This is a genomic window from Pseudarthrobacter sp. BIM B-2242 (assembly GCF_014764445.1).
Taxonomy (GTDB): domain Bacteria; phylum Actinomycetota; class Actinomycetes; order Actinomycetales; family Micrococcaceae; genus Arthrobacter; species Arthrobacter luteus_A.
Genome location: NZ_CP061721.1, coordinates 3,296,695 through 3,318,726, shown reverse-complemented (window position 1 = coordinate 3,318,726; position 22,032 = coordinate 3,296,695). Strand labels below are relative to the sequence as shown.

20 protein-coding genes are annotated in these 22,032 nt (G+C 66.8%); 9 read left to right on the top strand and 11 right to left on the bottom strand.

Annotated features, from left to right (window positions below):
* Positions 1-241 precede the first annotated feature (241 nt).
* The 4 genes from pta to IDT60_RS15295 all read left to right on the top strand — a co-directional run bounded on the left by pta (position 242) and on the right by IDT60_RS15295 (position 6,428).
* Positions 242-2,329 carry a phosphate acetyltransferase gene (gene pta, locus IDT60_RS15310; protein ID WP_191079694.1) on the top strand — a complete coding sequence of 696 codons (2,088 nt, stop codon included), beginning with the start codon at positions 242-244 and terminating at the stop codon, positions 2,327-2,329.
* 196 nt (positions 2,330-2,525) lie between these two features.
* Positions 2,526-5,387, top strand: coding sequence for a LuxR C-terminal-related transcriptional regulator (locus IDT60_RS23480; RefSeq protein WP_305072121.1), 2,862 nt, complete (start codon positions 2,526-2,528; stop codon positions 5,385-5,387).
* 142 nt (positions 5,388-5,529) lie between these two features.
* The gene (locus tag IDT60_RS15300) at positions 5,530-6,204 is read left to right on the top strand and encodes a hypothetical protein (protein WP_191079692.1); all 675 of its coding nucleotides are present in this window, start codon (positions 5,530-5,532) and stop codon (positions 6,202-6,204) included.
* A complete protein-coding gene (locus IDT60_RS15295; RefSeq protein ID WP_191079691.1) occupies positions 6,201-6,428 on the top strand; it encodes a hypothetical protein in 228 nt (75 codons plus the stop codon). The genes IDT60_RS15300 and IDT60_RS15295 overlap by 4 nt, the downstream gene beginning before the upstream one ends.
* A gap of 23 nt (positions 6,429-6,451) precedes the next feature.
* Here IDT60_RS15295 and IDT60_RS15290 read toward each other — a convergent pair whose 3' ends face one another.
* From IDT60_RS15290 to IDT60_RS15280, 3 genes are all read right to left on the bottom strand, one after another.
* A complete protein-coding gene (locus IDT60_RS15290; protein ID WP_191079690.1) occupies positions 6,452-6,715 on the bottom strand; it encodes a hypothetical protein in 264 nt (87 codons plus the stop codon).
* A 95-nt stretch (positions 6,716-6,810) separates the two neighbouring features.
* Positions 6,811-6,933: a type B 50S ribosomal protein L36 gene (gene ykgO, locus IDT60_RS15285; protein WP_058931424.1), complete on the bottom strand. Its 123-nt coding sequence runs from the start codon at positions 6,931-6,933 to the stop codon at positions 6,811-6,813.
* Positions 6,934-6,970: 37 nt separating this feature from the next.
* Complete coding sequence (locus tag IDT60_RS15280) at positions 6,971-8,086, bottom strand: GTP-binding protein (RefSeq protein ID WP_191079689.1); 1,116 nt, start codon at positions 8,084-8,086, stop codon at positions 6,971-6,973.
* 154 nt (positions 8,087-8,240) lie between these two features.
* Between IDT60_RS15280 and IDT60_RS15275 the strand changes: the two genes are divergently transcribed.
* Both IDT60_RS15275 and IDT60_RS15270 read left to right on the top strand, forming a co-directional pair.
* On the top strand, positions 8,241-9,407 hold the full coding sequence (locus IDT60_RS15275) for an acetate kinase (protein WP_191079688.1): 1,167 nt from the start codon (positions 8,241-8,243) through the stop codon (positions 9,405-9,407).
* 162 nt (positions 9,408-9,569) lie between these two features.
* Positions 9,570-10,754: a metallophosphoesterase family protein gene (locus IDT60_RS15270; RefSeq protein WP_191079687.1), complete on the top strand. Its 1,185-nt coding sequence runs from the start codon at positions 9,570-9,572 to the stop codon at positions 10,752-10,754.
* Between the two features lie 130 nt (positions 10,755-10,884).
* Here IDT60_RS15270 and IDT60_RS15265 read toward each other — a convergent pair whose 3' ends face one another.
* Positions 10,885-12,087 carry an NAD(P)/FAD-dependent oxidoreductase gene (locus IDT60_RS15265; protein WP_191079686.1) on the bottom strand — a complete coding sequence of 401 codons (1,203 nt, stop codon included), beginning with the start codon at positions 12,085-12,087 and terminating at the stop codon, positions 10,885-10,887.
* Between the two features lie 4 nt (positions 12,088-12,091).
* Positions 12,092-12,298, bottom strand: coding sequence for a DUF2945 domain-containing protein (locus IDT60_RS15260; RefSeq protein ID WP_191079685.1), 207 nt, complete (start codon positions 12,296-12,298; stop codon positions 12,092-12,094).
* A 118-nt stretch (positions 12,299-12,416) separates the two neighbouring features.
* On the opposite strand from IDT60_RS15260, the gene IDT60_RS15255 reads away from it, so the two are divergent.
* Positions 12,417-12,944 (top strand): SRPBCC family protein, encoded by a 528-nt coding sequence (locus IDT60_RS15255; RefSeq protein ID WP_223883739.1) that lies wholly within the window; start codon positions 12,417-12,419, stop codon positions 12,942-12,944.
* Between the two features lie 84 nt (positions 12,945-13,028).
* Here IDT60_RS15255 and IDT60_RS15250 read toward each other — a convergent pair whose 3' ends face one another.
* On the bottom strand, positions 13,029-15,284 hold the full coding sequence (locus IDT60_RS15250) for a S9 family peptidase (RefSeq protein WP_191079683.1): 2,256 nt from the start codon (positions 15,282-15,284) through the stop codon (positions 13,029-13,031).
* A 470-nt stretch (positions 15,285-15,754) separates the two neighbouring features.
* Positions 15,755-16,219, bottom strand: a complete 465-nt coding sequence (locus IDT60_RS15245; protein ID WP_191079682.1) for a DUF4383 domain-containing protein — start codon at positions 16,217-16,219, stop codon at positions 15,755-15,757.
* A 330-nt stretch (positions 16,220-16,549) separates the two neighbouring features.
* On the opposite strand from IDT60_RS15245, the gene IDT60_RS15240 reads away from it, so the two are divergent.
* On the top strand, positions 16,550-16,972 hold the full coding sequence (locus IDT60_RS15240; protein ID WP_164205346.1) for an Hsp20/alpha crystallin family protein: 423 nt from the start codon (positions 16,550-16,552) through the stop codon (positions 16,970-16,972).
* A gap of 56 nt (positions 16,973-17,028) precedes the next feature.
* Here IDT60_RS15240 and IDT60_RS15235 read toward each other — a convergent pair whose 3' ends face one another.
* Positions 17,029-18,069, bottom strand: coding sequence for an NAD(P)H-hydrate dehydratase (locus tag IDT60_RS15235; RefSeq protein ID WP_223883738.1), 1,041 nt, complete (start codon positions 18,067-18,069; stop codon positions 17,029-17,031).
* On the bottom strand, positions 18,053-18,850 hold the full coding sequence (locus IDT60_RS15230; RefSeq protein WP_191079681.1) for a histidine phosphatase family protein: 798 nt from the start codon (positions 18,848-18,850) through the stop codon (positions 18,053-18,055). The genes IDT60_RS15235 and IDT60_RS15230 overlap by 17 nt, the downstream gene beginning before the upstream one ends.
* A gap of 237 nt (positions 18,851-19,087) precedes the next feature.
* On the opposite strand from IDT60_RS15230, the gene IDT60_RS15225 reads away from it, so the two are divergent.
* On the top strand, positions 19,088-19,501 hold the full coding sequence (locus IDT60_RS15225; RefSeq protein ID WP_191079680.1) for a hypothetical protein: 414 nt from the start codon (positions 19,088-19,090) through the stop codon (positions 19,499-19,501).
* Between the two features lie 569 nt (positions 19,502-20,070).
* Here the strand turns inward: IDT60_RS15225 and IDT60_RS15220 are convergent.
* Positions 20,071-21,057 carry an LCP family protein gene (locus IDT60_RS15220; protein WP_223883737.1) on the bottom strand — a complete coding sequence of 329 codons (987 nt, stop codon included), beginning with the start codon at positions 21,055-21,057 and terminating at the stop codon, positions 20,071-20,073.
* Positions 21,058-21,312: 255 nt separating this feature from the next.
* Positions 21,313-21,954, bottom strand: a complete 642-nt coding sequence (locus tag IDT60_RS15215) for a low molecular weight phosphatase family protein (RefSeq protein WP_164205356.1) — start codon at positions 21,952-21,954, stop codon at positions 21,313-21,315.
* Positions 21,955-22,032 lie beyond the last annotated feature (78 nt).

Genomic DNA, 22,032 nt, shown 5'->3' with positions numbered 1-22,032 from the left:
GCCGTGAAACGCCGCGCGGGTGGCCGCGAAACCAGTGGCAACCGGGCTGGAACGCCCGCCCGGCTGGGCCGTCTGTGGTTTCCTGCGTTAAGTGAGAGAGCGTCCCGAAAAAACCCACGTTAAGTGAGAGAGCGTCCGGGGGTGAGGGGGCGGGCGGGGTACGGCGGAGCCGGTGCAGCACGCCGCACCCCGGAAGTGAAAGGATGGTTGGGACCGGCACCAGCACAGCAAAGGGCGGACCATGGCCAAAGGCATTTACGTCAGCGCAACCACTCCGGGCTCGGGCAAATCCCTTGTAGCCCTGGGCCTCGCGGACACTCTTCACCGGCACGCGGACCGGATCGGTTTCTTCAAGCCGGTGGTCCACGGCCCGGATGCCGCGGATGACCCGATGGTGGCGCTGATGAAGGCACGCTTCGGGCTCGACGACGACCGCTGCCGTGGGGGCCTGACGTCCGCTGAGGTGCGTGCCCTCCTCGCAGACGGAAAACGCGCCGAGATCGATGCCCGCTGCGTGGAGATCTTCGCCGAAATCGCCAAGGACTGCGATGTGGTGATCGTGGAGGGGACGGACCTGACCGGCCAGGACGCCGCCGTCGAGTTTGACCTCAACGCAAGGCTGGCCAACAACCTGGCCGCCCCGGTGGTCGCTGTGGTGGGCGCGAAGGGACTCAGCGTGGCGGAGGCGGCAGCCGCCGTCGAGGTTGCCCGCAAGGAGCTGATCGCCGAGAAGTGCGCGCTGCTGGCCATCATGGTGAACCGCGCCGACCCGGAGCTCGTGGACCGGATCGCCGCCGAAGTCACTGTGGGTGCATCCGGCCGGCCGGTGTATGTGCTGCCGGAGCTGGAGGAAATCGCGCGGCCCACCACCGGTGAGGTGGCCGCGGCGCTGGGGGTACGGCAGATCGCCGGCCGTGCGGACATGGAACGCGACGTGCGGGACATTAAGGTTGCCGCCATGAATGTGGGCAACTTCCTGCACGTGCTGGACGAGGGCGCCCTGGTGATCGTCCCGGGCGACCGAGCGGATGTGATGGTGGCCTGCCTGGCGTCGTCGTTCTCGCCGGAATTCCCCGTACCGTCGGCGCTGATTCTCACCGGCGGCCTGGCCCCGGACGCCAACATCCTGCCCCTGCTGGCACAGTCTCCCTTCCCCATTTTTGCCGCCAGCGAGGACACGTACATGACGGCCAAGCGCGTCTCCGAAGTCCGGAGTGAGATCTGGTCAGGGCACCGCCGCAAGGTGGCCTCAGCCCTGGGCCTGTGGTCCAAGCGGGTGGACGAAGCCGAGCTGGTGGAACGCCTCCACCTGCCCCGCCTGGAACGGATGACCCCGCTCCGCTTCCTGCACGACCTCATTGAACGGGCCCGCGGACAGCGCCGGCACGTGGTGCTGCCGGAGGGCACAGACGTGCGGATCCTGCGTGCCGCCGAAATCCTGCACCGCCGCGACGTCTGCGATCTGACCCTGCTGGGGCCCGAATCGGACGTACGCGAGCTGGCTGCGGCCAATGGCATCGACCTCGCCGGCATCAACATCGTGGACCCGGCCACCTCGGAGCTGCGCCAACAATTCGCCGAAAAGTATGCCGAACTGCGCGCGCACAAGGGCGTGGACCTGCCCAAGGCCCTGGAGATCATGCAGGACGGCAGCTACTTCGGCACCATGATGGTCCAGCTGGGTGTGGTGGACGGGATGGTTTCGGGCGCCGCGCACACCACCGCCCACACCATCCGTCCGGCGCTGGAATTCGTGAAGACGCGCGAGGGCGTGAAGATCGTCTCCTCGGTGTTCCTGATGCTCATGCCCGACCGTGTTCTGGTCTACGGCGACTGCGCCGTGAACCCGGACCCCAACGTGGAACAGCTGGCGGACATCGCCCTGGCCTCGGCCGAAACCGCCGTGCAGTTCGGGGTGGAGCCGCGGGTGGCCATGCTCTCGTACTCCACCGGCGGTTCCGGCTCCGGCGAGGCCGTGGACGAAGTCCGGCAGGCCACCGAACTGGTGCGTGCACGCCGCCCGGATCTCGCCGTCGAAGGCCCCATCCAGTACGACGCCGCCGTGGACGCTTCCATCGCGGAGTCCAAAATGCCGGGCTCGACCGTGGCCGGGCAGGCGACAGTTTTCATCTTCCCGGACCTGAACACCGGCAACAACACGTACAAGGCGGTGCAGCAGAGCTCCGGTGCGGTCGCCGTCGGGCCCGTCCTGCAGGGCCTCCGCAAACCGGTCAACGATCTCTCCCGCGGCTGCACCGTGGAGGACATCGTGAACACGGTGGCCATCACGGCCATCCAGGCGCAGGTGCCGGTTCCGGCGGAGGCATAGCGGTTAACGTCCGACGGCGGGCACCCTGGTTGGGTGCCGCCGTCGCCGGGTGCCCGCTGATCGAACGCCGCTGCGGCCAGTCACTGCTCGTAGACGCAGACAGTGCGGTTGCGAGGCCGGGGTCCAACTTGAGGCTGATCAGCACCCTGCCCGACCGCCGTCGCCTAGGCTGGAACGGATTCGTATGGAACGTTCGATGATGGCCACTAAGCTGTACGTCCCCGCGCCGCGCCGGGGTTTTGTGGTGCGTCCGCGGCTGCTGGAGAAGCTGCGCCTCGGCGCGGAGTCCGGCCTCACCCTTGTGTCCGCACCGGCCGGATTCGGGAAGACCGCCCTCTTGGCGGACTGGCTGGCTGCCGGCGCCGGGCCGGAGCGCCGCGTTGCCTGGCTCTCGCTGGATCCGGGGGACCGCGAGCCGGCCGTTTTCTGGAGCAGCGTTATTGCGTCGCTCCAGAGCGCAATGCCCGGCGTTGGTTCGGCGGCGCTGGAGCTGATCGGGTCACAGCCACTGGCTACCGAGCTGGTGCTCACCACACTCGTGAACGACCTTGTGAACGACTTGGCGGACGTGACCCGAGACGTGGCCCGCGACGTGTGGTTCGTGCTGGACGATTACCATACGGTGGACAGCCAGGCCATCGGGACGGGCATGACCTACTTCCTGGAGCACCTTCCGCCGCAGGTGCACGTTGTGGTGGGCACCCGGTCGGACCCCGGTTGGCCCCTGGCCCGATGGCGTGCGCGGGGAGAGCTGGTGGAGATCCGCGCAGCAGACCTGCGGTTTACCCCGGACGAGACTGCGGCGTACCTCAACGACGTGGCCGGACTGGACCTGCCCGCAGAGCAGGTGACCACCCTGGACCAGCGGACGGAGGGCTGGATTGCCGCACTCCAGCTCGCCGCGCTCTCGCTCCGGGACCATGAAGACGCCGCCGGATTCATCGAACGCTTCGCCGGGGACCACCGCTACATCGTGGACTACCTGGTGGAAGAGGTCCTGGAACACCAGCCGGAAGCCGTCCGGGGTCTCCTGCTGCACACCGCGGTCCTCGACAGGCTGACGGGGCCGCTGTGCGATGCGGTCACCGGCCGCGACGACGGCAGCGCCATGCTCGTGGCCCTGGAACGCGCGAATCTCTTTGTGGTCCCGCTGGATGACCGGCGCGAGTGGTACCGCTACCACCACCTCTTCGCCGACGTCCTGCGCGGCCGCCTGCTCAGCGAGGAACCCGGGCACATTCCGCTGTTTCACCGGCGTGCCAGCCACTGGTACGAGGCCCACGGACACGTCGAGGACGCCGTGCGGCACGCCCTGAGCGGCCAGGACTTTGAACATGCTGCCCGCCTTGTGGAACGGGCCGTACCGGTGCTCCGCCGCAGCCGCCAGGACGTTGTGCTGTTCGGCTGGCTGAAGGAACTCCCGGACCTGGTCATCCGGCGCAGCCCGCTGCTGAGCGTGTTTTACGGCGGAATGCTCATGGCGTCCGGCGACCTCGGCGGGGCGGAGCAGCGGTTCGACGACGCCGAGCGCGCGCTCGCGGACCGCGCGCTCGCGGAACGAGCGGCAATGGACCCTGCGGCTGCGGACCGCGCGGCTGCGGGGGAGGACATGGTTGCCGTGGAGCGGGCCACGGCGTCTTCCGGGCCGGAGGGGGCCGCAGCCGCGGAGCTTGAGATGCTGCCGGCCACCATCGCGATGTACCGCGCCTCGCTCGCGCAGGCCAGGGGCGACGTGGCCGGGACGTCGGCCCACGCCCGGCATGCGCTGGAGCTGGCCGGGCCTGACCATCACTTTGCGCGCGGCGCAGCAGGCGCTTTCCTCGGGCTGGCGGCGTGGGCGGAGGGCGATGTGCAGGATGCGTTGGAGACGTTCACGCAGGCCGTTGCGAGCCTGCGTGCGGCCGGAAACCTGCTGGACGAACTCAGCAGCACCGTCATCCTCGCGGACATGTGGCTGGCGGCGGGCCGGCCAAGTGAGGCGCGCCGGATTTGCCTGACTGCGCTGCGGCAGGCCGAGGCACGCGGGGATTCCATGGCGCGCGCCAGCGCCGAGCTACACGTGGCACTCAGTGAGATCAGCCGGGAGGCAGGCGACCTCGGCAGCGCCAAGGACCACCTCCAGGCTGCCGCGCCGTTCGTGCACAATGGGCCCATCACCGAGAGCCGCTACCGCTGGTTCGTGGCGAGTGCTCTGGTGGCCCGGGAAGAGGGCGGCGTGGGCGGCGCCATCGGCTACCTGGACCAGGCAGAGCAGCTTTTCCGGCCGGGGTTCTTCCCGGAGGTGCGCCCCATCCCGACCATCAAAGCCCGGGTTTGGATACGTGCCGGCAACCTGTCCGGGGCTGCCGGCTGGGCCCGTGCCCGCGGCTTATCCGTGGCCAACAGCGCCGGTTACATGCAGGAGTACAACCACCTCACCCTGGTCCGGCTTGTGATTGCGCAGCACCGCGCCCAGCCTGATACCGGTGCCGTCGCGGGGGCGCTGGGCCTGCTGGACCGGCTACTGGCCCGCGCAACGGAGTCCGGCCGTGCGGGCAGCGTGGTGGAGATCCGCATCCTGCAGGCCCTTGCCCATGACGTGTTGGATCAGCGCAGCCAAGCCGTTGAGGCCCTTGGCGCTGCCTTTGATGGATCGCCCGAACCGGATGAGTACGTGCGGTTGTTCCTGGACGAAGGACCGCCCATGATGAAGCTCCTGCGTGACGCCATGCGAGATGCACCGGATGCAGCAACGCACGATGTCGGTGCTGCCGCCCGCGCGCAGCGTCTCCTCACCCTGGGTGCGCCGCCGCACTCAGCACCTCCGCAGACGACCCCCGCCCACAGTGCGGTGACCCACCCGGGCGAGCGGCCGCCGTCGGACGTTGACCCGCTCAGCGAGCGCGAGCTGCAGGTGTTGAGGCTCCTCGACAGCGAGCTGAGCGGCCCGGAGATCGCCCGCGCACTGTTCATTTCGCACAATACGCTGCGCACGCACACCAAACACATCTTCACCAAGCTGGGCGTCACCAGCCGCCGGGCGGCGGTCAGCCGTGCGCGCGACCGAGGCCTGCTGTGACCGGGACCGCCCCGGCACTTTCCGATGGCCAGGTTCACCCTGCGAAGTCACATCATCGGGTGATGCCGCCTCACACCACCCGTCCCTACCTTTAAGTTATCCGGCAGCGCCCGCCGCCGGAAGCAGACTCAAGGAGCCGGACATGTCCATCACCACCACCAAACTCACCCGCTGGGCAGGGCTGTCCGCAGCCGCCGCGGGCCTGCTGTTCATCGGCGTCCAGATCAACCACCCCCACCTGGACGCCGGGTTCGCCACCACCGCGGAGTACACCGTCCGCCAGTCGTTGAAGGCGCTGATGGCCGGCCTCGCACTCATCGGCATCACTGGCATGTACCTGCGCCAGGTGGCCCAGGCCGGCGTGCTGGGACTGATCGGCTACCTCGTGTTTGGCGCCGGTTACCTCATCATGTTCAGCGTCGAAATCATCGGTGCGGCTGTCCTGCCCACGATTGCCCGCACCACACCCGGCTACGTTAACGACGTGTTCGCCACAGTCATGGGGGACCCGGTCACCGGCGACATCGGCCTGATGTCCGTCCTCAATCTGGCGTCGGCGGTGACATTCCTCGGTGGCGGACTCCTCTTCGGTATCGCCCTCTTCCGCGCCGGGGTGCTCGCCCGCTGGGCCGCCGCGCTGCTCGCCGCCGGCTCCGTGGCAACCCTCTTCCTCCCGCTGCTGCCGCAGGTCAACGACAGGCTGTTCGCCCTGCCCCTCGGCGTTGCCCTGATGGGACTGGGGTATTCGCTGTGGAGCGGACTGCGCCCGGCGCCGGCACGTAACAGCGCGACGGCGGTGGGGGTGGAGGCACCATGACGGCGTCCCCAAAGCAGGAGGTGCCCGCCCGGTACGAGATCCGTATCGGCGGGCACCTCGAAAAACACTGGTCGGCCTGGTTTGGTGACCTCACACTGACCCATGAGGGCGACGGCACCACGACGCTCTGTGGATTCGTCCCGGATCAGGCAGCACTGTATGGGGTACTGATGAAGGTCCGGGACCTGGGAATTGTCCTGATCTCGGTTGAGGCGGTGGACTGACCTCGCAGGCCGGACTCGGGGCGTTAGCTGTTTTCGGGCTTGGCCAGGCTCTCCGGGTCTTCCTGCGTGGCCGGCTCGTCGGACAGGCCTTCGGGCGTGAGGTCAAGGTTTTCCGGGTTCTCGGGCTGCTCGGGGGCGTCACCGACTTCTTCGGCCTTGGGCTTGCCTGTGTCGTCCAGGGCCGGGTTGGCGCCCTCCACGCCGGTGGGGTCCTTGGTTCCCGAGCCTGAAGCCGGATCCTGCGTGGTGCTGTCTGAGTTGTCGGGCTGAGTGGTGTCGTTCGGCATGGAAGTCCCTCTCTGCGGAATGTAACGTGCCCGCCGACTCTATGCAGGCCCCGGCCGCTGGCGCAACGGCAGGCACGGGTGAGTCGGCCGCCGGCTCAGCCCTGACGGGCTTTCATCCTCGGATTCTTTTTGTTGATCACAAAGGTGCGGCCCCGGCGTCGGACGATCTGGGCGCCGGGAACCTTTTTCAGGGCTCGGAGGGAATTTCTGACTTTCATGGGTTGCTCCTTGTTCGGGTGGCGGGTAGTAGCGGGTTCAGGATGGAGCGGAGTCGAGCCGGAACGGATCGGCCAGTCCGGCGAATCCGGCTTCCATCTCCGCGTCGGTGAGCTCGCACGCGGAGAGCAGCCGGGCAATTTCCGCGGGGTCGATGCCTTCGCCGGTCGCGGCCAGCACGCTGCCGCGGTCCCCGTGTTCCGCATGCCAGTCCAGGTGGGCGTCCACATGGTTCAGGGGATCCGGCACCGCGCCGGCGTCCTGGTCGGCCAGCCACGGCCCGGTATTTTCGAGCCAGACACGCGGGCCGATGCCTTGGATGGCGATCCGGCACTTCGGTGCGGCGGCGATCCAGAGGCGGCCGCGCAACCAGCAGCATCCCTCCGCGAGAGTGGTCAGGGCGTGCCGGAACCGTTCAGGGTGCAGCGGACGCTGGGCGCGGTGCGTCACGGTGGTGAACGGTGAGGTGGAGGACGACGCCGGGATCCGGACTGTGCCCGGCACTGTCCGGCCGAGGGCGTCCTGGTAGTTGTGGCGGCCCGGGCGGATAAGGGCGGCGTGTTCCACGACGTCAGCGTGCGGAGCCAGTTCCCTGACGAGTTGGGTGCCGCGAACGCGCAGGGCGGGGTCGGCCGGAAACAGGTCCACGTCCGCCAGCAGGACGGTGTCAGTGAACGCCAGCTCGCCTATGAGGAATTCACCCGCCGTGCGCTGGTCCTCGGGGACCGGCGTGAACCCGGACTCAAACAAGGTGTGGCGGTCCCAAATATGGTCCTCCAGCGTGTCAGCGGTGCAGGCAAGGACCGCGGACACAATTGTCACCGGGCGGGAAAGACACCTCCGCAGCGCCCCGATCGCGGCCTCCGCGGACACTGCGGGAGGGAGTCCGACGATCACCTCGGCCTCCCCGCGGTCCAGCAGCCGCTCGATAGCGGGCACCAGGTCCAGCCGCACGGTGCAGCTTAGGCAGCCATGTTCCAGCTGCGTCTCGGAGCGCTCCACAAGTCCGCAGTGGCTGGCGATCCTCCGGATGACCACGCCGTTCTCCAGCAGGTCGTGAAGCACCACCACGGCACCGGGATTGGCCTCGGCCGCCTCGTGGCACGCCTGCTGGCGGCACAGGGCGTCCAGGGAACTGATCACTGTGAGTTGCATACCGATCACTCTAATGAGAATGGTTCTCAAAAACAAGTCCAGCGGGGTTGGGGTTCGGGGAACGAACCGAAGATCACCCCCGGCGCGGCGGTCCCGCCACGCCGGCAGTACATATAGTGGCTGTAACCATGCCAGTAAGGCTCAGGAGGCCCCCATGCTTGTGCTCGTCATCAATTCCGGCTCGTCCTCGCTCAAGTACCAGGTCCGCGATGTTGCCGCGGGCAGTGTGCTGACCGAGGGGCTGATCGAGAAGATCGGCATGGGCAACGGCGGCGACGGCGACGGCGAGATCGAGGGCCCGCGGGACCACGCGGAGGCGCTGGAACAGGTGGACGCGGCCATCCACGCCGAGCTCGGCGACCTCGAACTGGCCGCGGTGGGGCACCGCGTGGTGCACGGCGGGGAGCGGTTCGCCGAACCGGTCCTGGTCGATAACGAGATCACCCGCGCCATCGAGCGCCTCAACCCGCTGGCCCCGCTGCACAACCCCGCCAACGTGTTGGGCATCCGCGCCATCAGCAAAAAATGGCCGGACATGCCGCAGGTTGCTGTGTTCGATACCGCCTTCCACCGCAGCCTCCCTGAGCACGCCTGGCGCTACGCCGTCCCGGACTCGCTTTACACGGAGCACGGCATCCGCCGCTACGGCTTCCACGGCACCTCGCACGAGTACGTAACGCATCGCGCCGCCGCGCTGCTGGACCTTCCGGTGGAAGAGTTCGACGGCGTCATCGCCCACCTGGGGAACGGCGCCTCCGTCACAGCCATCCGGGGCGGCAAATCCGTGGACACGTCCATGGGCTTCACCCCGCTCGAAGGCCTGGTAATGGGCACCCGCTCGGGAGATGTGGACCCTTCCATCCTCGTGTTCCTTGGCCGGGCCGGCTGGACCCCGGAGGACATCGACACCATGCTCAACCGCGAATCCGGCCTCAAGGGGCTCGCCGGCAACAACGACATGCGCTCCGTGGTGGAGGCGTCCGAAGCCGGGAACGCCAAAGCATCCATGGCCCTCGCCGTCACGTCCTACCGGCTGGCCAAGTACATCGGCGGCTACCACGTGGCCGTCGGGGGAGCGAAGGCCCTGGTGTTCACAGCGGGCATCGGGGAGAACTCGCACCAGTTCCGCACGCTCGTGGCGGACAAACTGGGTGCCTTGGGCATAGAGCTCGACGCCGGCCTGAACAGTGAGCGGTCCAAGGAACCCAGGGTGATTTCCACGCCCGGGTCCGCCATCCCTGTCCTGGTGGTTCCCACCGACGAAGAACAGGCGATCGCAGAGGCGACTGCCGCCGTCGTCCGTTCATCCGCTGCTCCGTAACTGCCGTTTTGGCCGCCCAAAACGGCGCTTACGGACCAGTGGATGGGATTACGCGGGCACCTTTCGTTCACTGTCAGTTCCTGGGCTGGATGCTTGGCCTCTCTATCGTCTCGGCAGTAAGGCCGCACGATATTGCGGCCGTCACCGCAACGAGAGGTAACAGTGACTTCACGCATCAACCAGCCCACACTCAGCAGGCGAGCGGCCCTGGCGGCAGCCGGAACGCTCGGGGCGCTGGGAATCACAGTGTCCGCTGCAGCCGCGGGCAAGGCTGCCCCCGGCGCGAAGGCGCCCAAACCCACGCTTGCCTTCCGCCCGGACGGCACGTTCAAAGTGGTGCAGTTCAACGACACGCAGGATGACGAACAGACGGACCGCCGCACCATAGAGCTCATGGACCGGACCCTGGATGCGGAGAAGCCGGACTTCGTGGTGATCAATGGCGATGTCATCAACGGCGGATGCGACTCGGAGCTGGACGTCAAACAGGCGCTCAACCACGTGGTCAAACCGATGGAAAGCCGCCGGATTCCGTGGGCCATCACGTTCGGCAACCATGACGAGGATTCCGCGCAGCGGACGGGGACGACCGAAGCCAGGATGCTTCAATTCCTGCAGAGTTACGCCCACAACGTCAACGCCGACTCGGTGCCGGGCCTGACCGGTACGTCCAACTCGCAGCTGCTGGTCCAGTCCTCGCGATCCAAGGATCCTGTCTTCGGCCTCTGGCTCATTGACACCGGCCGGTACGCGCCGGACGCCATCAACGGCCAGGACTTTGAAGGTTACCCCGACTGGGACTGGGTACGCATGGACCAAGTCACCTGGTACCGGAACCAGTCCATCGCCACGGAGCAGAAGTACGGCAAGAAAATCCCCTCCCTGATGTGGGGCCACATCGCCCTGCACGAGCACCGCAACATGTGGTTCGCCAGCATCGACTCGCGTACTGAAGCAGATCACGCCCGCGCCGTCGCCAAGCACAGCATCGTCGGCGAGCGCAATGAGGACGAGTGCCCGGGACCCTTCAACTCCGGGTTGTTCAACGCTTTCCTGGAGCGCGGGGACGTCCGGGGGTACTTCGTGGGGCACGACCACGTCAACACCTACGTCGGTGACTATTACGGCGTGCAGCTTGGCTACGGTCCGGGAACGGGATTTGGGGCCTACGGGCTGGACGGCGCCGAGCGGAACCGGCTGCGTGGCGCCCGCGTCTTCGAACTGGACGAGGGCCACCCCGGAGTCTACAAGGACACGCGGCTCGTTTTCGCCAAAGACTTTGGCATTGACCTGACGGCGAACGATCAGCCGATCGTTCCGGTCCCGCTGGACCCGGCCCAAAGCTGACCTCAACGGAAGTGGTCTACGCGATCCTCGAGGACGAATGGCGGGCGCGGGACAGATAATCCCATCGATTGCTCCGTAACCGCCGTTTTGAGGGTCCAAAAGGGCATTTACGGAGCAATCGATGAGGAATCTATGCCCGGCCCTTGAGGATCAGGTTCCAGTAGACCTGCGGGAAGACGTCGCGGTCCACCACCCAGGACGCGCGGCTCTCTTTCCATGTGGGGATCTTGGGGATGGTGGGCATGGGCCGGTAGTCGGCGTCGAACTCGGCGAACACCACGGTTGAGCCGGACACCGTGAACGGGCACACCGCGTAGCCGTTGTACTTCGCTGTCAGCGGCGCGCCTTTCCTGGCATCCATGAGGTTTTTTGCCAGCACCTTGGTCTGTTTGCGCAGCGCGCCGCCGCACTTGGAATTAGTGGTTGCGGCGGCGTCGCCCAGCGACCACACGTTGGGGTAGCGGACGTGCCGGAGGGTCTCCGGGTTCACCTGTACAAATCCGCCGTCGTTCCCCGGGGCCGGCAGATCCGTGGCCTTGAGCCAGTCCGGTGCCGACTGCGGGGGAACAGCGTTCAGGACGTCATAGCGGATTTCCTCGGTGGTCCCCGCGGCGTTGTCGCTGATCACCACGGTCCGTCCGAGCGGGTCCACCGCTGTCAGTTCGCTGTTGAGGCGCAGCTCGATGCCGTATTCGGCGATCTTCCGGTTGAGTTCCTCGTCCACGCCGGGGACCCCATAGATGCTCGGGTACGGCTGGACCATGACCACACGGATTTTGTCGAGGACTCCGTGTTCCTTCCAGTAATCGCAGGCCAGATACATGGGTTTTTGGGCCGCCCCGGCGCACTTGGCCGGACCGGAGGGCATGGTGAACACCGCGGTGCCGGACTTGAGGCTGCTGAGCAGGGTCCACGCTTTGGGGGCCAGCTCGAAGTCGTAATGCGAGGCGCCGAAGGGCGAGTGGACGGCGGCTGCCAGGCCCGGAATCTTGTCCCAGTCCAGCTGCATGCCAGGGCAGACCACCAGGTGGTTGTAGGTGACCTGCTCGCCGGACTCCAGCGTGACGGTGTCTGCTGCCGCGTTGACAACCAGGGCTGCGTCGTGGATCCATTCGACACCTTTTGGGGTGACGGAAGCCTGCGAACGGATCGCCTCGGACGCTTTCGCCCGGCCGCCGGCGATGTGCGAGAAGAGCGGCTGGTACAGGTGGTGGTCTTTGGGTTCGACGACGGCGATATCAGTCACGCCGTAGCGGTGGAGCCGTGCCGCCAGGGAGATTCCGGCGTTGCCGCCGCCGATAACGAGGACGTCGTGATGCGCCGTGGCGGTCATTGCCCTAGTCCTTCTCGGTCAGGGCCGACGCCTTGTGGGCGGCCCGGGCCCCTGTCTTGGCGGACTCCACAACGTACTGTGGTTCTGCGTCGCTGGCCCGGTGCTGGTTCCCGTCCAGTTCGAAATCGCTGGTCTTCTTCTCCACGATCTTCCCGTGGGTGGGTCCCTGGGGCGTGTTCCATTCCACGGAGGTTCCCTTGCGTAGCGACATGTCTGCTCCTTCGGTCCGGGGTGAGAAACAAGCTGCTACCAATAGTAAGCATGGTTAGTATCGCTGGTCACGGGTCCTGCCCCGTTGACAGTGCGGTTGGGTCCGATCACACTGGCGCTTGAGCCTACCTGCCGGCCACGCCGTGCCGTCACCAGGCGATGCCGAGGAGTATCCCGTGGCCGTTATCGAGGAAAGTGTTCTCATCTCCCGCCCGCCTCAGGAAGTGTTCGATTTCCTGACCAAGACCTCAAACATCCCCGTCTGGGACTCGTCGGTTATCCAGGCAGAACAGGTGGGGGACGGGCCCGTCCAAGTGGGCACGCGGTTCAAAGGCACCAGCAAAATCATGGGCAGGCGCTTCGACTGGGTCACCGAAAACATCCAGTTCGAGCCGCCGTCGAAAACGGTGATCCGGAGCGTGGAAGGGCCCATGACCTTCACCATTTCGTACAGCCTGGAGCCACAGGGCGCCGAGGGGACACGCCTGACCTACAGCATCGACGCCGACTCCGGCCTCGGCGGCGTGTTCGGAAAGCTGGCTGATTCGTTTGTTCAGAAAGCCCACAGCAGGACCGTCCGGGCCAACCTGGAGACGCTCGCGGACCTGCTGGCCGAGCATCCCGATCACGGCCAGAACGGCGGCTAACGATCATCCGGTGCGGATGATCCGGCCCCACCGGACAGCCCTACGTCAGCCCCTAGCCGGCTCGGCTGGCTTTCCAGTCATCGCCTATTTCAGGCCCGCCCCCGGCAGCAGTTCGGTGGCGCCGAGGGAGTCGGCGATGAACGCGTAGTCCCACGCCCGCTCGCGCCACTGGACATACCGGCCGGACGCTCCGCCGTGGCCGCCGTCCATTTCGATCTTCATCACGATCGGCTCGGTCCCGGTCGTCGTGGACCGCAGCGCCTGTACCCACTTAGCGGGCTCCACGTAAAGGACACGCGTGTCGTTGAAGGAGGTCACCGCGGCGATCTTCGGGTACGCAACGGAGCGCACGTTCTCGTAGGGCGTGTAGGACTTCATGTAGGCATAGACGGCCGGGTCCGTGATGGGGTTGCCCCACTCCTCCCACTCCAGAGCGGACAGGGGCAGCTCCGGGTCAAGGATGCTCGTCAGCGGGTCCACGAACGGGACCTGAGCCACGATCGCCGCGTACTTTTCCGGCGCCAGGTTGGCCACCGCGCCCATGAGCAGCCCGCCGGCGGACCCGCCCAGTGCGGCGATCCGGGACGGATCAACCCAGCCGGATCCCGCAAGCCAGTCCGTGGCGTCCACAAAGTCGGTGAAGGTGTTCTTCTTGGCCAGCTTCTTGCCGTCCTCGTACCAGTGCCGGCCCAGCTCGCCGCCGCCGCGGATGTGCGCAATCACAAACACCACGCCGCGGTCCAGCAGGGACAGCCGCGCGATGCCGAAACCGGGGTCCATGCTCAGCTCGTAGGAGCCGTACCCGTACACCAGGCCCGCCGCCGTCGAGTCCTGCTTGACGCTCTTGTGCCGCAGCACGGAGAGGGGGATGCGTGTGCCGTCCGCGGCGTCCGCCCATTCCCGGGTGGCCACATAGTCGCTGGCGGAGTAGCCGCCGAGCACCGGGCTTTCCTTGCGGAGCAGCAGCTCGCCGGCGGGCTGCGCCGGGGTGGGCAGCACAAAGTCGTACACGCGCGACGGCGTGAAGTAGGACGTGTAGCCCAGCCGGATCACCGGCGCCTCATAGTCCGAACCGCCGACGCCCGCCGTGTACAGCTCCTCGTCGAACTCCGGCTCCACGGGTGGCTTCGGGGTGGGTGTCCCCAGGCCGGACAGCCCCATCACCTGGACCCGCTCGATGGTGTCCTTCCGGACGGAGACGATCAGGTGCGTGGAGGTCACGCCGGCACCGTTGACGCGGACGTCGTCGGAATGCTCGACGACGGTGCTCCAGTGCTGCCCGGCCAGCGGCTTGATGAGCTCGGCCGGGTCAACCAGGGAGACCATGGAGTTCACGGCGTTCCGGTTGTGCGTGATGAGGATCCGCTCGGACTTTTCGCCGTCAGGGCCCGCGAGGAGGAACGGCTCCGCCTCGTAGAGGACGCGCTCGTTGCGGGAAATGACGGTGGTGAGCTCCGCCGTCGGGTCATCAAAGCGGAGCAGCCGCGTTTCGCTGTACTCGGAGCAGCCGATCCCCAGCACGAGGTGACGCCTGTCAGAGGAGAGCTCAAAGCCCAGCCACATGGCGGCGTCGTCCTCCTGGTAAATCACCTCATCGTCGGCGACGGGCGTGCCCAGGACGTGCGATTTGACCTGGTAGGGACGCCACGACTCGTCCACCACGGTGTAGAAGATGCGGGTGCCGTCGGGGGAGAAGCTGACGCCGTAGAAGATGTTCTCGATGACGTCCGGCAGCAGCTCACCCGTGCGCAGGTCCTTGATGTGCAGGGTGAAGCGTTCGTCGCCGGCGTTATCCACGGCGTAGGCGTAGAGGTTTCCGTCCACGGTGACGGCGGAACCGCCCACGGAAAAGAAGGGTTTGCCTTCGGCCTCAACGTTGCCGTCCAGCAGCACTTCCTCGCCCGGGATCTCGACGCCGGCCTCCACCGCCGGGGGAGTCCAGTCGGCCACGGGGTTGCCGGTGTCCTGGGCGCGGACGCGGCACTGGATACCGTACTCCTTGCCCTCCACCGAGCGGCTGAAGTACCACCAGCCGTCCTTCCGGTTCGGGACAGACAGGTCTGTCTCCTGCGTTCGGCCCTTGATCTCCTGGAAGATGGCCTCGCGGAGCGGCTCCTGGTGCGCGGTGACCGCCTCCTGGTAGGCGTTTTCGGCCTTCAGGTGGTCCACCACCTCGTCCGATTCCTTCTCGCGCAGCCACTCGTAATTGTCCACGAAGGTGTCGCCGTGGTGGGTCCGCTCATGCCGGACCTTTTTGGCCTGCGGCGGCGCGGGCGGCGACTGCGGCCCTGCGGAAGCGGGGGAGGAGCTGGCGGAATCCTGCAACGGCGTCTGGGTCATTCCTTCAATATATAGACCCCCGCCGACAAAGGGCCCGCCCGTTCGCTACCGGGGTAGCCGCCCCAGGGCCTCGGCCTTGGCGCCCGCACCGCCCCCCCCGGGACGCTCTCTCAGTTAATGTGGATTTTTGGCACACCCTCTCTCAGTTGATGTGGCTTTTTCCCGGACGCTCTCGCGGTCTGAACTTTTCGGGACCAGTTCAGTCCGTCCTGAAAGTTACCGGCCAGGAGCCCTTGAACGGTCCACTGCGTGGTGCTAAAACGGCAGTACCGGGAGAGTCCGAACGCGTTCTTTATCATCTGCCTCTTGAGGGCGGTTAGCCGTTTCGGCACGCCACAGCGCCAGACCGCGCGTCGGCAGTTGCGGGCGACCCTCCCGATACGGTGGCCCCCGGCATCGCCGGGGGCCATCCCTATGCCGTGCCGGCTAGTCCTGGTGATGGCGCCCCGCGTGACTAACGCCCGGCGTAATTAGCGTCCTGCGCCGCGGACAGTAGCCCGGGCCGGGGCCGTGTTCCTGGCAAGGAGTACGGCAAGTCCGATCATGACGAGGCCAAGGACCAGATGCAGCCAGTTGTCCGCGGTGTTAACCGGAACGAAGTTGGCCGGTGTGTCGTGGCCGATCAGCAGTCCGTAGAGCCAGAGGACCAGGTAGACCACGCCACCATAGAGAAGGTACAGCTTGGCCTGGCCGTGGGTGCGCGCCAGCGCGATGCCGGCCGCCCCGTAGAGCAAGTGCACGATGTTGTGCAGGACGGAGACCTGGAAGATCCCCAGGAGGAGGGCTTCCGAGCCATGCCCGGCGAAGCCCAGCGACCCATAGTTTGTGGTGATGCCGGGGATAAAGCCCAGAACGCCCACCAGTAGGAAGACTGCTCCCATCGCAAGGGCTGCCTTCTGGAGGTTCGTCCTGGTTGCGCTGGTGTTGGTGGTCATGTCGGGTGCTCCTGTCATGAGTTGTTGGATCAGTGGGAAAACTTCTCTCAACTGTTCAGGCGACCGTTGGGGCCGTCGGCCTGATCGGGTTTTGAGCCGGCGTGCGCGCCCTGGTTGCCAGGCCTTGTGCCGGGTTCATAACCAGTCCGTTAATTATGCTAAGCATGCTTACTAAAAGGAAGAGGCCAATGGGTGACGGCGAAAAATCTGCTCACGCGGGCTCACGCGGGCTTGCGCCCAATTGGGCCTTGGTGCTATAAAAAATCTATGTCAGCAAACATAGATAATCTGCTGACATGAAGGTGCTGAACATCAACGAGGAGGAAAGTCATGCTGATGCGAACCGATCCGTTCCGCGAACTGGACAGGCTGGCCCAGCAGGTTCTCGGAACCACCGCGCACCCTGCGGCGATGCCCATGGATGCGTGGCGGGAGGACCAGGAATTCGTCGTGGCTTTTGATTTGCCCGGGGTGAACCTCGATTCGGTTGACCTCGATATCGAGCGGAACGTGCTCACGGTCAAGGCCCAGCGGCCGGATCCGGCAGGCAAGGACATTGAGCTGATCGCCTCCGAGCGTCCGAGGGGAACCTTTAGCCGGCAGCTGATCCTCGGTGACACGCTGGACGCGGACAACGTCAAGGCAACGTACGACGGCGGTGTCCTGACGTTGCGGATACCTGTCGCCGAGAAGGCCAAGCCGCGCAAGATCGAGATCGAGACCAGGGAAGCGCAACACAAGATTTCCGCATAGCGTCATACGGTGGCCCCCGGCATCGCCGGGGGCCACGCTTTTGAGATCTACTACGGTCACGTTGCCAGTTCCACCATGAGCGCGGGCAGTTCGTCCGCAAGCTCGCGGGCCAGGAACCCCAGAGGGCCCAGCCTGCTGGCGAGTCTGTCGGCGGCGGCGGCGTGGAGATGGGTTCCCCAGCACGCGGCCTGGGCATCACTGGCGCCCCGCGCGCGAAGTCCCGCGATGGCGCCGGCCAAAACGTCCCCGCTGCCGGATGTGCCCAGCCCTCCGTAGCCGGTGGTGATCGCCCAGAGCTCCGGGCCTTCCGGCGCTTCCCCGCCGGGCGGGCGTGCGATGAAGCCCTGGCAGCTCACCACGGCCTGATACTTGCGTGCGATGTCGCACACGGCGGATTCCAGCTGGTCCGCCTCGCGTTCCAGCAGGATCTCCGCCTCCTGTGGATTGGGGGTAAGGATCAGCCGCCCCATCCATGGTTGCAGTGCGTCCCCCAGCCTGGGCAGGCAGCCCAGCGCGAAGGCGTCCAGAATGATGGTGGCACCTCCGGTGCCCGATCCGCCGTCGGAATCGCTTTCCAGCAGTTGCCGAAGCAGCTCTTCGCTGCGGTCCAGATCGTCAAGCCCGGGCCCGATCAGCAAGGCGTCCGCACCCTCGAGCTCCGAAGCGATGGCTTCCAGCCCTGTGCCCCGGACGGAGCCGTTCCGGGTTTCGGGAAGGCCTATGACGCCGGACTCGGGGAAGCTGACGGCCAGCTGCATGGCCACCGATTCGGAGACTGCCATGGTGATTTTTCCGGCCCCCGCCCGGAGCGCGGCGGTGCCGGCCAGCAGCGCGGCGCCGGGCGTGGCGCGGGCGCCGCCGATCACCAGCACCGTGCCGCGGGAGTATTTGTCCTCCCCGGCGGCCGGCAGCGGCCAGCCGCGCAGCAACGACGGGGTGACCGGCGTCGCCCGTGAAGCGTCGGCGGACTCTCCGCCAGAGCCCGTCCCGCCGGAGCCCGTCCCGCCCGAGCCCCCGCCGCCCGAGCCCGTCCCGCCGGAGCCAGTGCCGCCGGAGCGCGTCCCGTTGGCTCCGTCTGCACTACCGCGGGTGGACATTGGCATCCCCGGCGTGTTCGGTAACCTCCACGCCCTCGGCGATGAGGTGGTCCGCCACGTTGAAGCTTTCCAGCGCCCACGGCCCCTGTCCTTCGGGGCGCACGTAGCGGGTTAGGGAGGCGTTCAGGACGGACGTGCCGGCGGCCAGGTCCAGGACTTCCGCTTCGGTCATCCCTTCCAGGACGTACCGTGCCAACAGGATCAGGGCATCGTGGCAGACCAGCATCACGCGGTGTCCGCTGCCCAGGTTGTTCAGTTCGGCGAGCACGGAGCGCAGCCGCAGCACAACATCCGCCCAGGACTCCCCGCCGGGCGGCCGGTAGTAGAACTTGCCCAGCCACAGCCGGCGTTCGGCCTCGTCGGGATGCCGCCGGTCCACGCCTTGACGGGTAAGCATGTCCAGGATGCCGAGTTCACGGTCGCGGAGGCGCTCGTCAGTGCGGACCTTGACCGGCCAGCCGGCGGTTTCCACGGCGATCTCCGCCGTCTGGAATGCCCGACGGTAGGGGGAGGACACCACGGCGTCGGGCCTCAACTCCTCCGGGATGGATGCCAATGCTCTGCCCAGGGCGAGCGACTGGTCCTGCCCGGTCCGGGACAGTGTGACGTCGGCGTCCCGGGCAGGTACCTCGATCACGTCCGCCCCGGCCCGGCTGGCCTGGGTTGCCGCCACGTTGCCTTCGCTTTCGCCGTGCCGCACCAGGATGAGCTCCACAGCTCCCGCTTCCCGCACCGCCTGCGTCAACCCGCTGTTTTCCACCCTCGACCACCCCGCTGCCATGTGCCGCCTGCCGTGCGCAGGGGCGTCACTTGCGGCGTACCCATAATCTGCGTGCGCTAACGTCCGACGGCGGCGCTGGCGTTCCGCTGCCCGTCACCGCACGCCCGAAATCGGCTGTAACCACCGGCGTTAGCGCAGGTCAGTGCGGCTTTCCACAGAACCAAGAGAGAACTCTTGACATGGCGACCTTACCGCGCGGTAATTGTAAGCACACTTATCACATTGGGGTCGAGGACAATGAGAAACATAATCCCGAAAGGCACTCTCCGCCAGATGCTCCTGCCGCCCACTTTCGGGCTGCATCTGACCCGGGCCGCCGACTTCACAGTGCTCTCCGTGGAGGTCTGGAGCACCTGCTTGGTGGTGAATATCCATGTGGAGTCCGCCGCGGGGAATGCAATCCCCAAAATTGTTGTGGAGGACCATTGGGGCACGGCCTACCACTTCCGGGATTCCATCACCATGGGTTCCCGGAACATCCAAGTGTTCAGGCCATCAGTACCTCCCGGCACCAGAAGCCTGACCATCCGCTCTACCGACGCCGCTGAAGCCCGTTATGTGGTGTCCTTCGCCGTCCCGGCGATGCACGACGCCGACGAACTGGAGCAGGTGCCGGAGTACCCCCAGCACGGCCTCCGCCGCCCGGCCTAGGACCCGGGCTCCCGGCTCACGCCCCGCCCGCCCTTGCCAAACCCTCTCTCACTTAACGTGGGTTTTTGGCCGACGCTCTCTCACTTAATGTGGGTTTTTGCTGACGCTCTCGCACTTCCTGTTGCGCCGCCGTCGGGAACTGATAGAGCGTTCCGGTATTTACCGCATTAAGTGATAGAGCGTTCCAGGAAAATGCGCATTAAGTGAGAGAGCGTCCGGGCCGTCCGTAGATGGGGGACGCGGTCGGGCGTATCCTGATCACGCCAAGGCGCATCCGCCCAGCGTGAGAGGGGAAGTTGAATGACCATCCCGCCAGTGCACGAACCCGAGCCGTTCCCGCCCGAGCCAGGGCCGGATCCGTTAACGCCGGATCCCACGCATCCCGGCCATCCGGGACCCGAGAGGCCCAGCCCCGTCCCGACGCCCGAGCCGCCCGGCCCGCTGCCCGTCCCGGATCCAGGGCCGGTGCCGCTGCACCCTGACCCGACGCGGAGTTAACCCGACTGGCCCCCGGCAGATGCCGGGGGCCAGTCCGTGTCCTGACGCAGGATCCCGCCGCGGCGCGGACGTTAGCGGACCCCCGCGTACTCAGGCAGCCGGCCTTCGCGCATGGCCGCGGCCACCTGGGCGATCCCGCCGTAGTCCGGGAAAACCACCGATGCCCCGCCCGGCGCAAAGCCCACGCCGGCCGTGGGCAGGGTGAGGGAGACGAAACTGTTGGGGTCGATGCCGCGCATTGCGTAGGCCAGGACTGCCACACCCGCCGGATCAAAGCCCTGGTCCACCGTGAGGTAGCTACCGGCGAAGTTCACCAGGCCCCGCAAGGCGGTGACGTCGTGGAGAACGGTGTCACTGGTCAGCCTGGCGAGGATGGCGCGGAGGAACGTCTGCTGGTTCCGGACCCGCTGGAAGTCGCCGTCGACGAAGGCGTAGCGCTCGCGGACAAATTCCAGGGCGGCCTGGCCGTTGAGATGGTTGACGCCCTGGGTGAACACGTGCTGGCTGTCGTGGGTGGACTGGAACGCCAGCGGCACGTCCACCGCGATGCCACCCAGAGCGTCGGTCAGGGCCCGGAACCCGTTGAAGTCCAGCATGATGGTGTGGTCAATCGTGGTGCCCATCAGCTGCCCCACAGTCTGCGCCGCCAGCGGCATGCCGCCCACCGACAGGCTGTCGTTGATCTTGGAGGCGCCGTAGCCGGGGATGTTGACGTACAGGTCCCGCATGAGGGAGACCACGTGGACGCTCCGCCGGTCGGCGGGGACATGGACCAGCATCAGCGTGTCGGCCCGGTGATCCTGCCATTCGCCCGTGGCCTGGGTGTGGGCCGCCTGGTCCCTGGCGTTGGCGCGGCTGTCGCTGCCGATCAGCAGGATGTTCATGGGCACCGCCGGGAGTTCGGCGATGGGTTCGGGCGGCGGCGGAGGCGCGGGGGCCGGCGGGGGCGGCGGGGTGGTCTCGGACGGAGTAGGGGTGACGGTTTCGGTGGCTGTCGGCTCCGGGGCCGCAACCTGGGCGGCCGGCCGGCTGAACAGGAGGGCGGATCCAACCACCATCGCCACCAAAAAGAGGGACAAAAGAGCCGCGAGCAAACGGCGTCGTTTGCTCGCGGCTGGCGCAGTATTTTCCTGGCCCGGTGCGCCGGGGCCGATTCGTTCTGGACCGCTTGGGGTAGCCATGACTTAGTGTCCGCCTGCGGGGGCGGTTCCGCCATGGGCAGTAGTGTGTCGATTTCCTAACGGTTGACGGGGGCTGATGCCGGCGCCGGATTCAGGGCAGAGGCAGCAGGCGTACGACGCCGGCGGGCCGGGTTAAGCGGGAGCGTTCAGGCGGGCGTGACGCAGCACGGAGACGATCGCCGGGGCCAGTTCGTCTTCCATCTGGCGGTAGACCTCGGGGCCGCGGCGGTAGGGGTCGATGATGTCGTTGTCGGCGGAGTCCGCCGGCAGTGACAGGTGCCGCACAGCTGCTGCCCGCGCCGGAAGCCCCCGCCAGAAGGCGGTGTTGGCACTGAGGGGAGAGCCGCCGTCGGCCGTTCCTGCCTGCGTTGGGGAGCCATCCGCGCGGTCGTCCAGGACGTCGAGCATCCGGGCGAACTCGCGGATGGTAAAGGTGCGCTTGAGCAGGGACGCGTCCTGTTGGAGGACTTCGCCGCGGTGGCCGGAGGTCATGGTGAGCACCAGGTCCACGCCGCGCAGGATCTTGCCGGTCAGCTGCCGGGAGACAAAGCCGTTGGGGTTTCCGCCGAACATGCGCACGATGTCCCCGGAGAGCGGCTGCATGGGGTCGCCCACCATGGCGCGGGTCCCGGCACTGGTCACCTCAAATCCGCCCGGCAGCACCTGGTCGAGGCCCGCCTGCAGGAGCCGCTCGGCCACGGGGGACCGGCAGATGTTGCCGGTGCAGACGGTCAGGATCCTCACGGGAGCAGGGGCAGGTGCGGGGGATTCCACGGAACATCTCTTTCCAGCCGGGGCGCCGGACCGGGTACGGCCGGGCTATTTCAACTTAACACGGCCATGCCCCAGGCC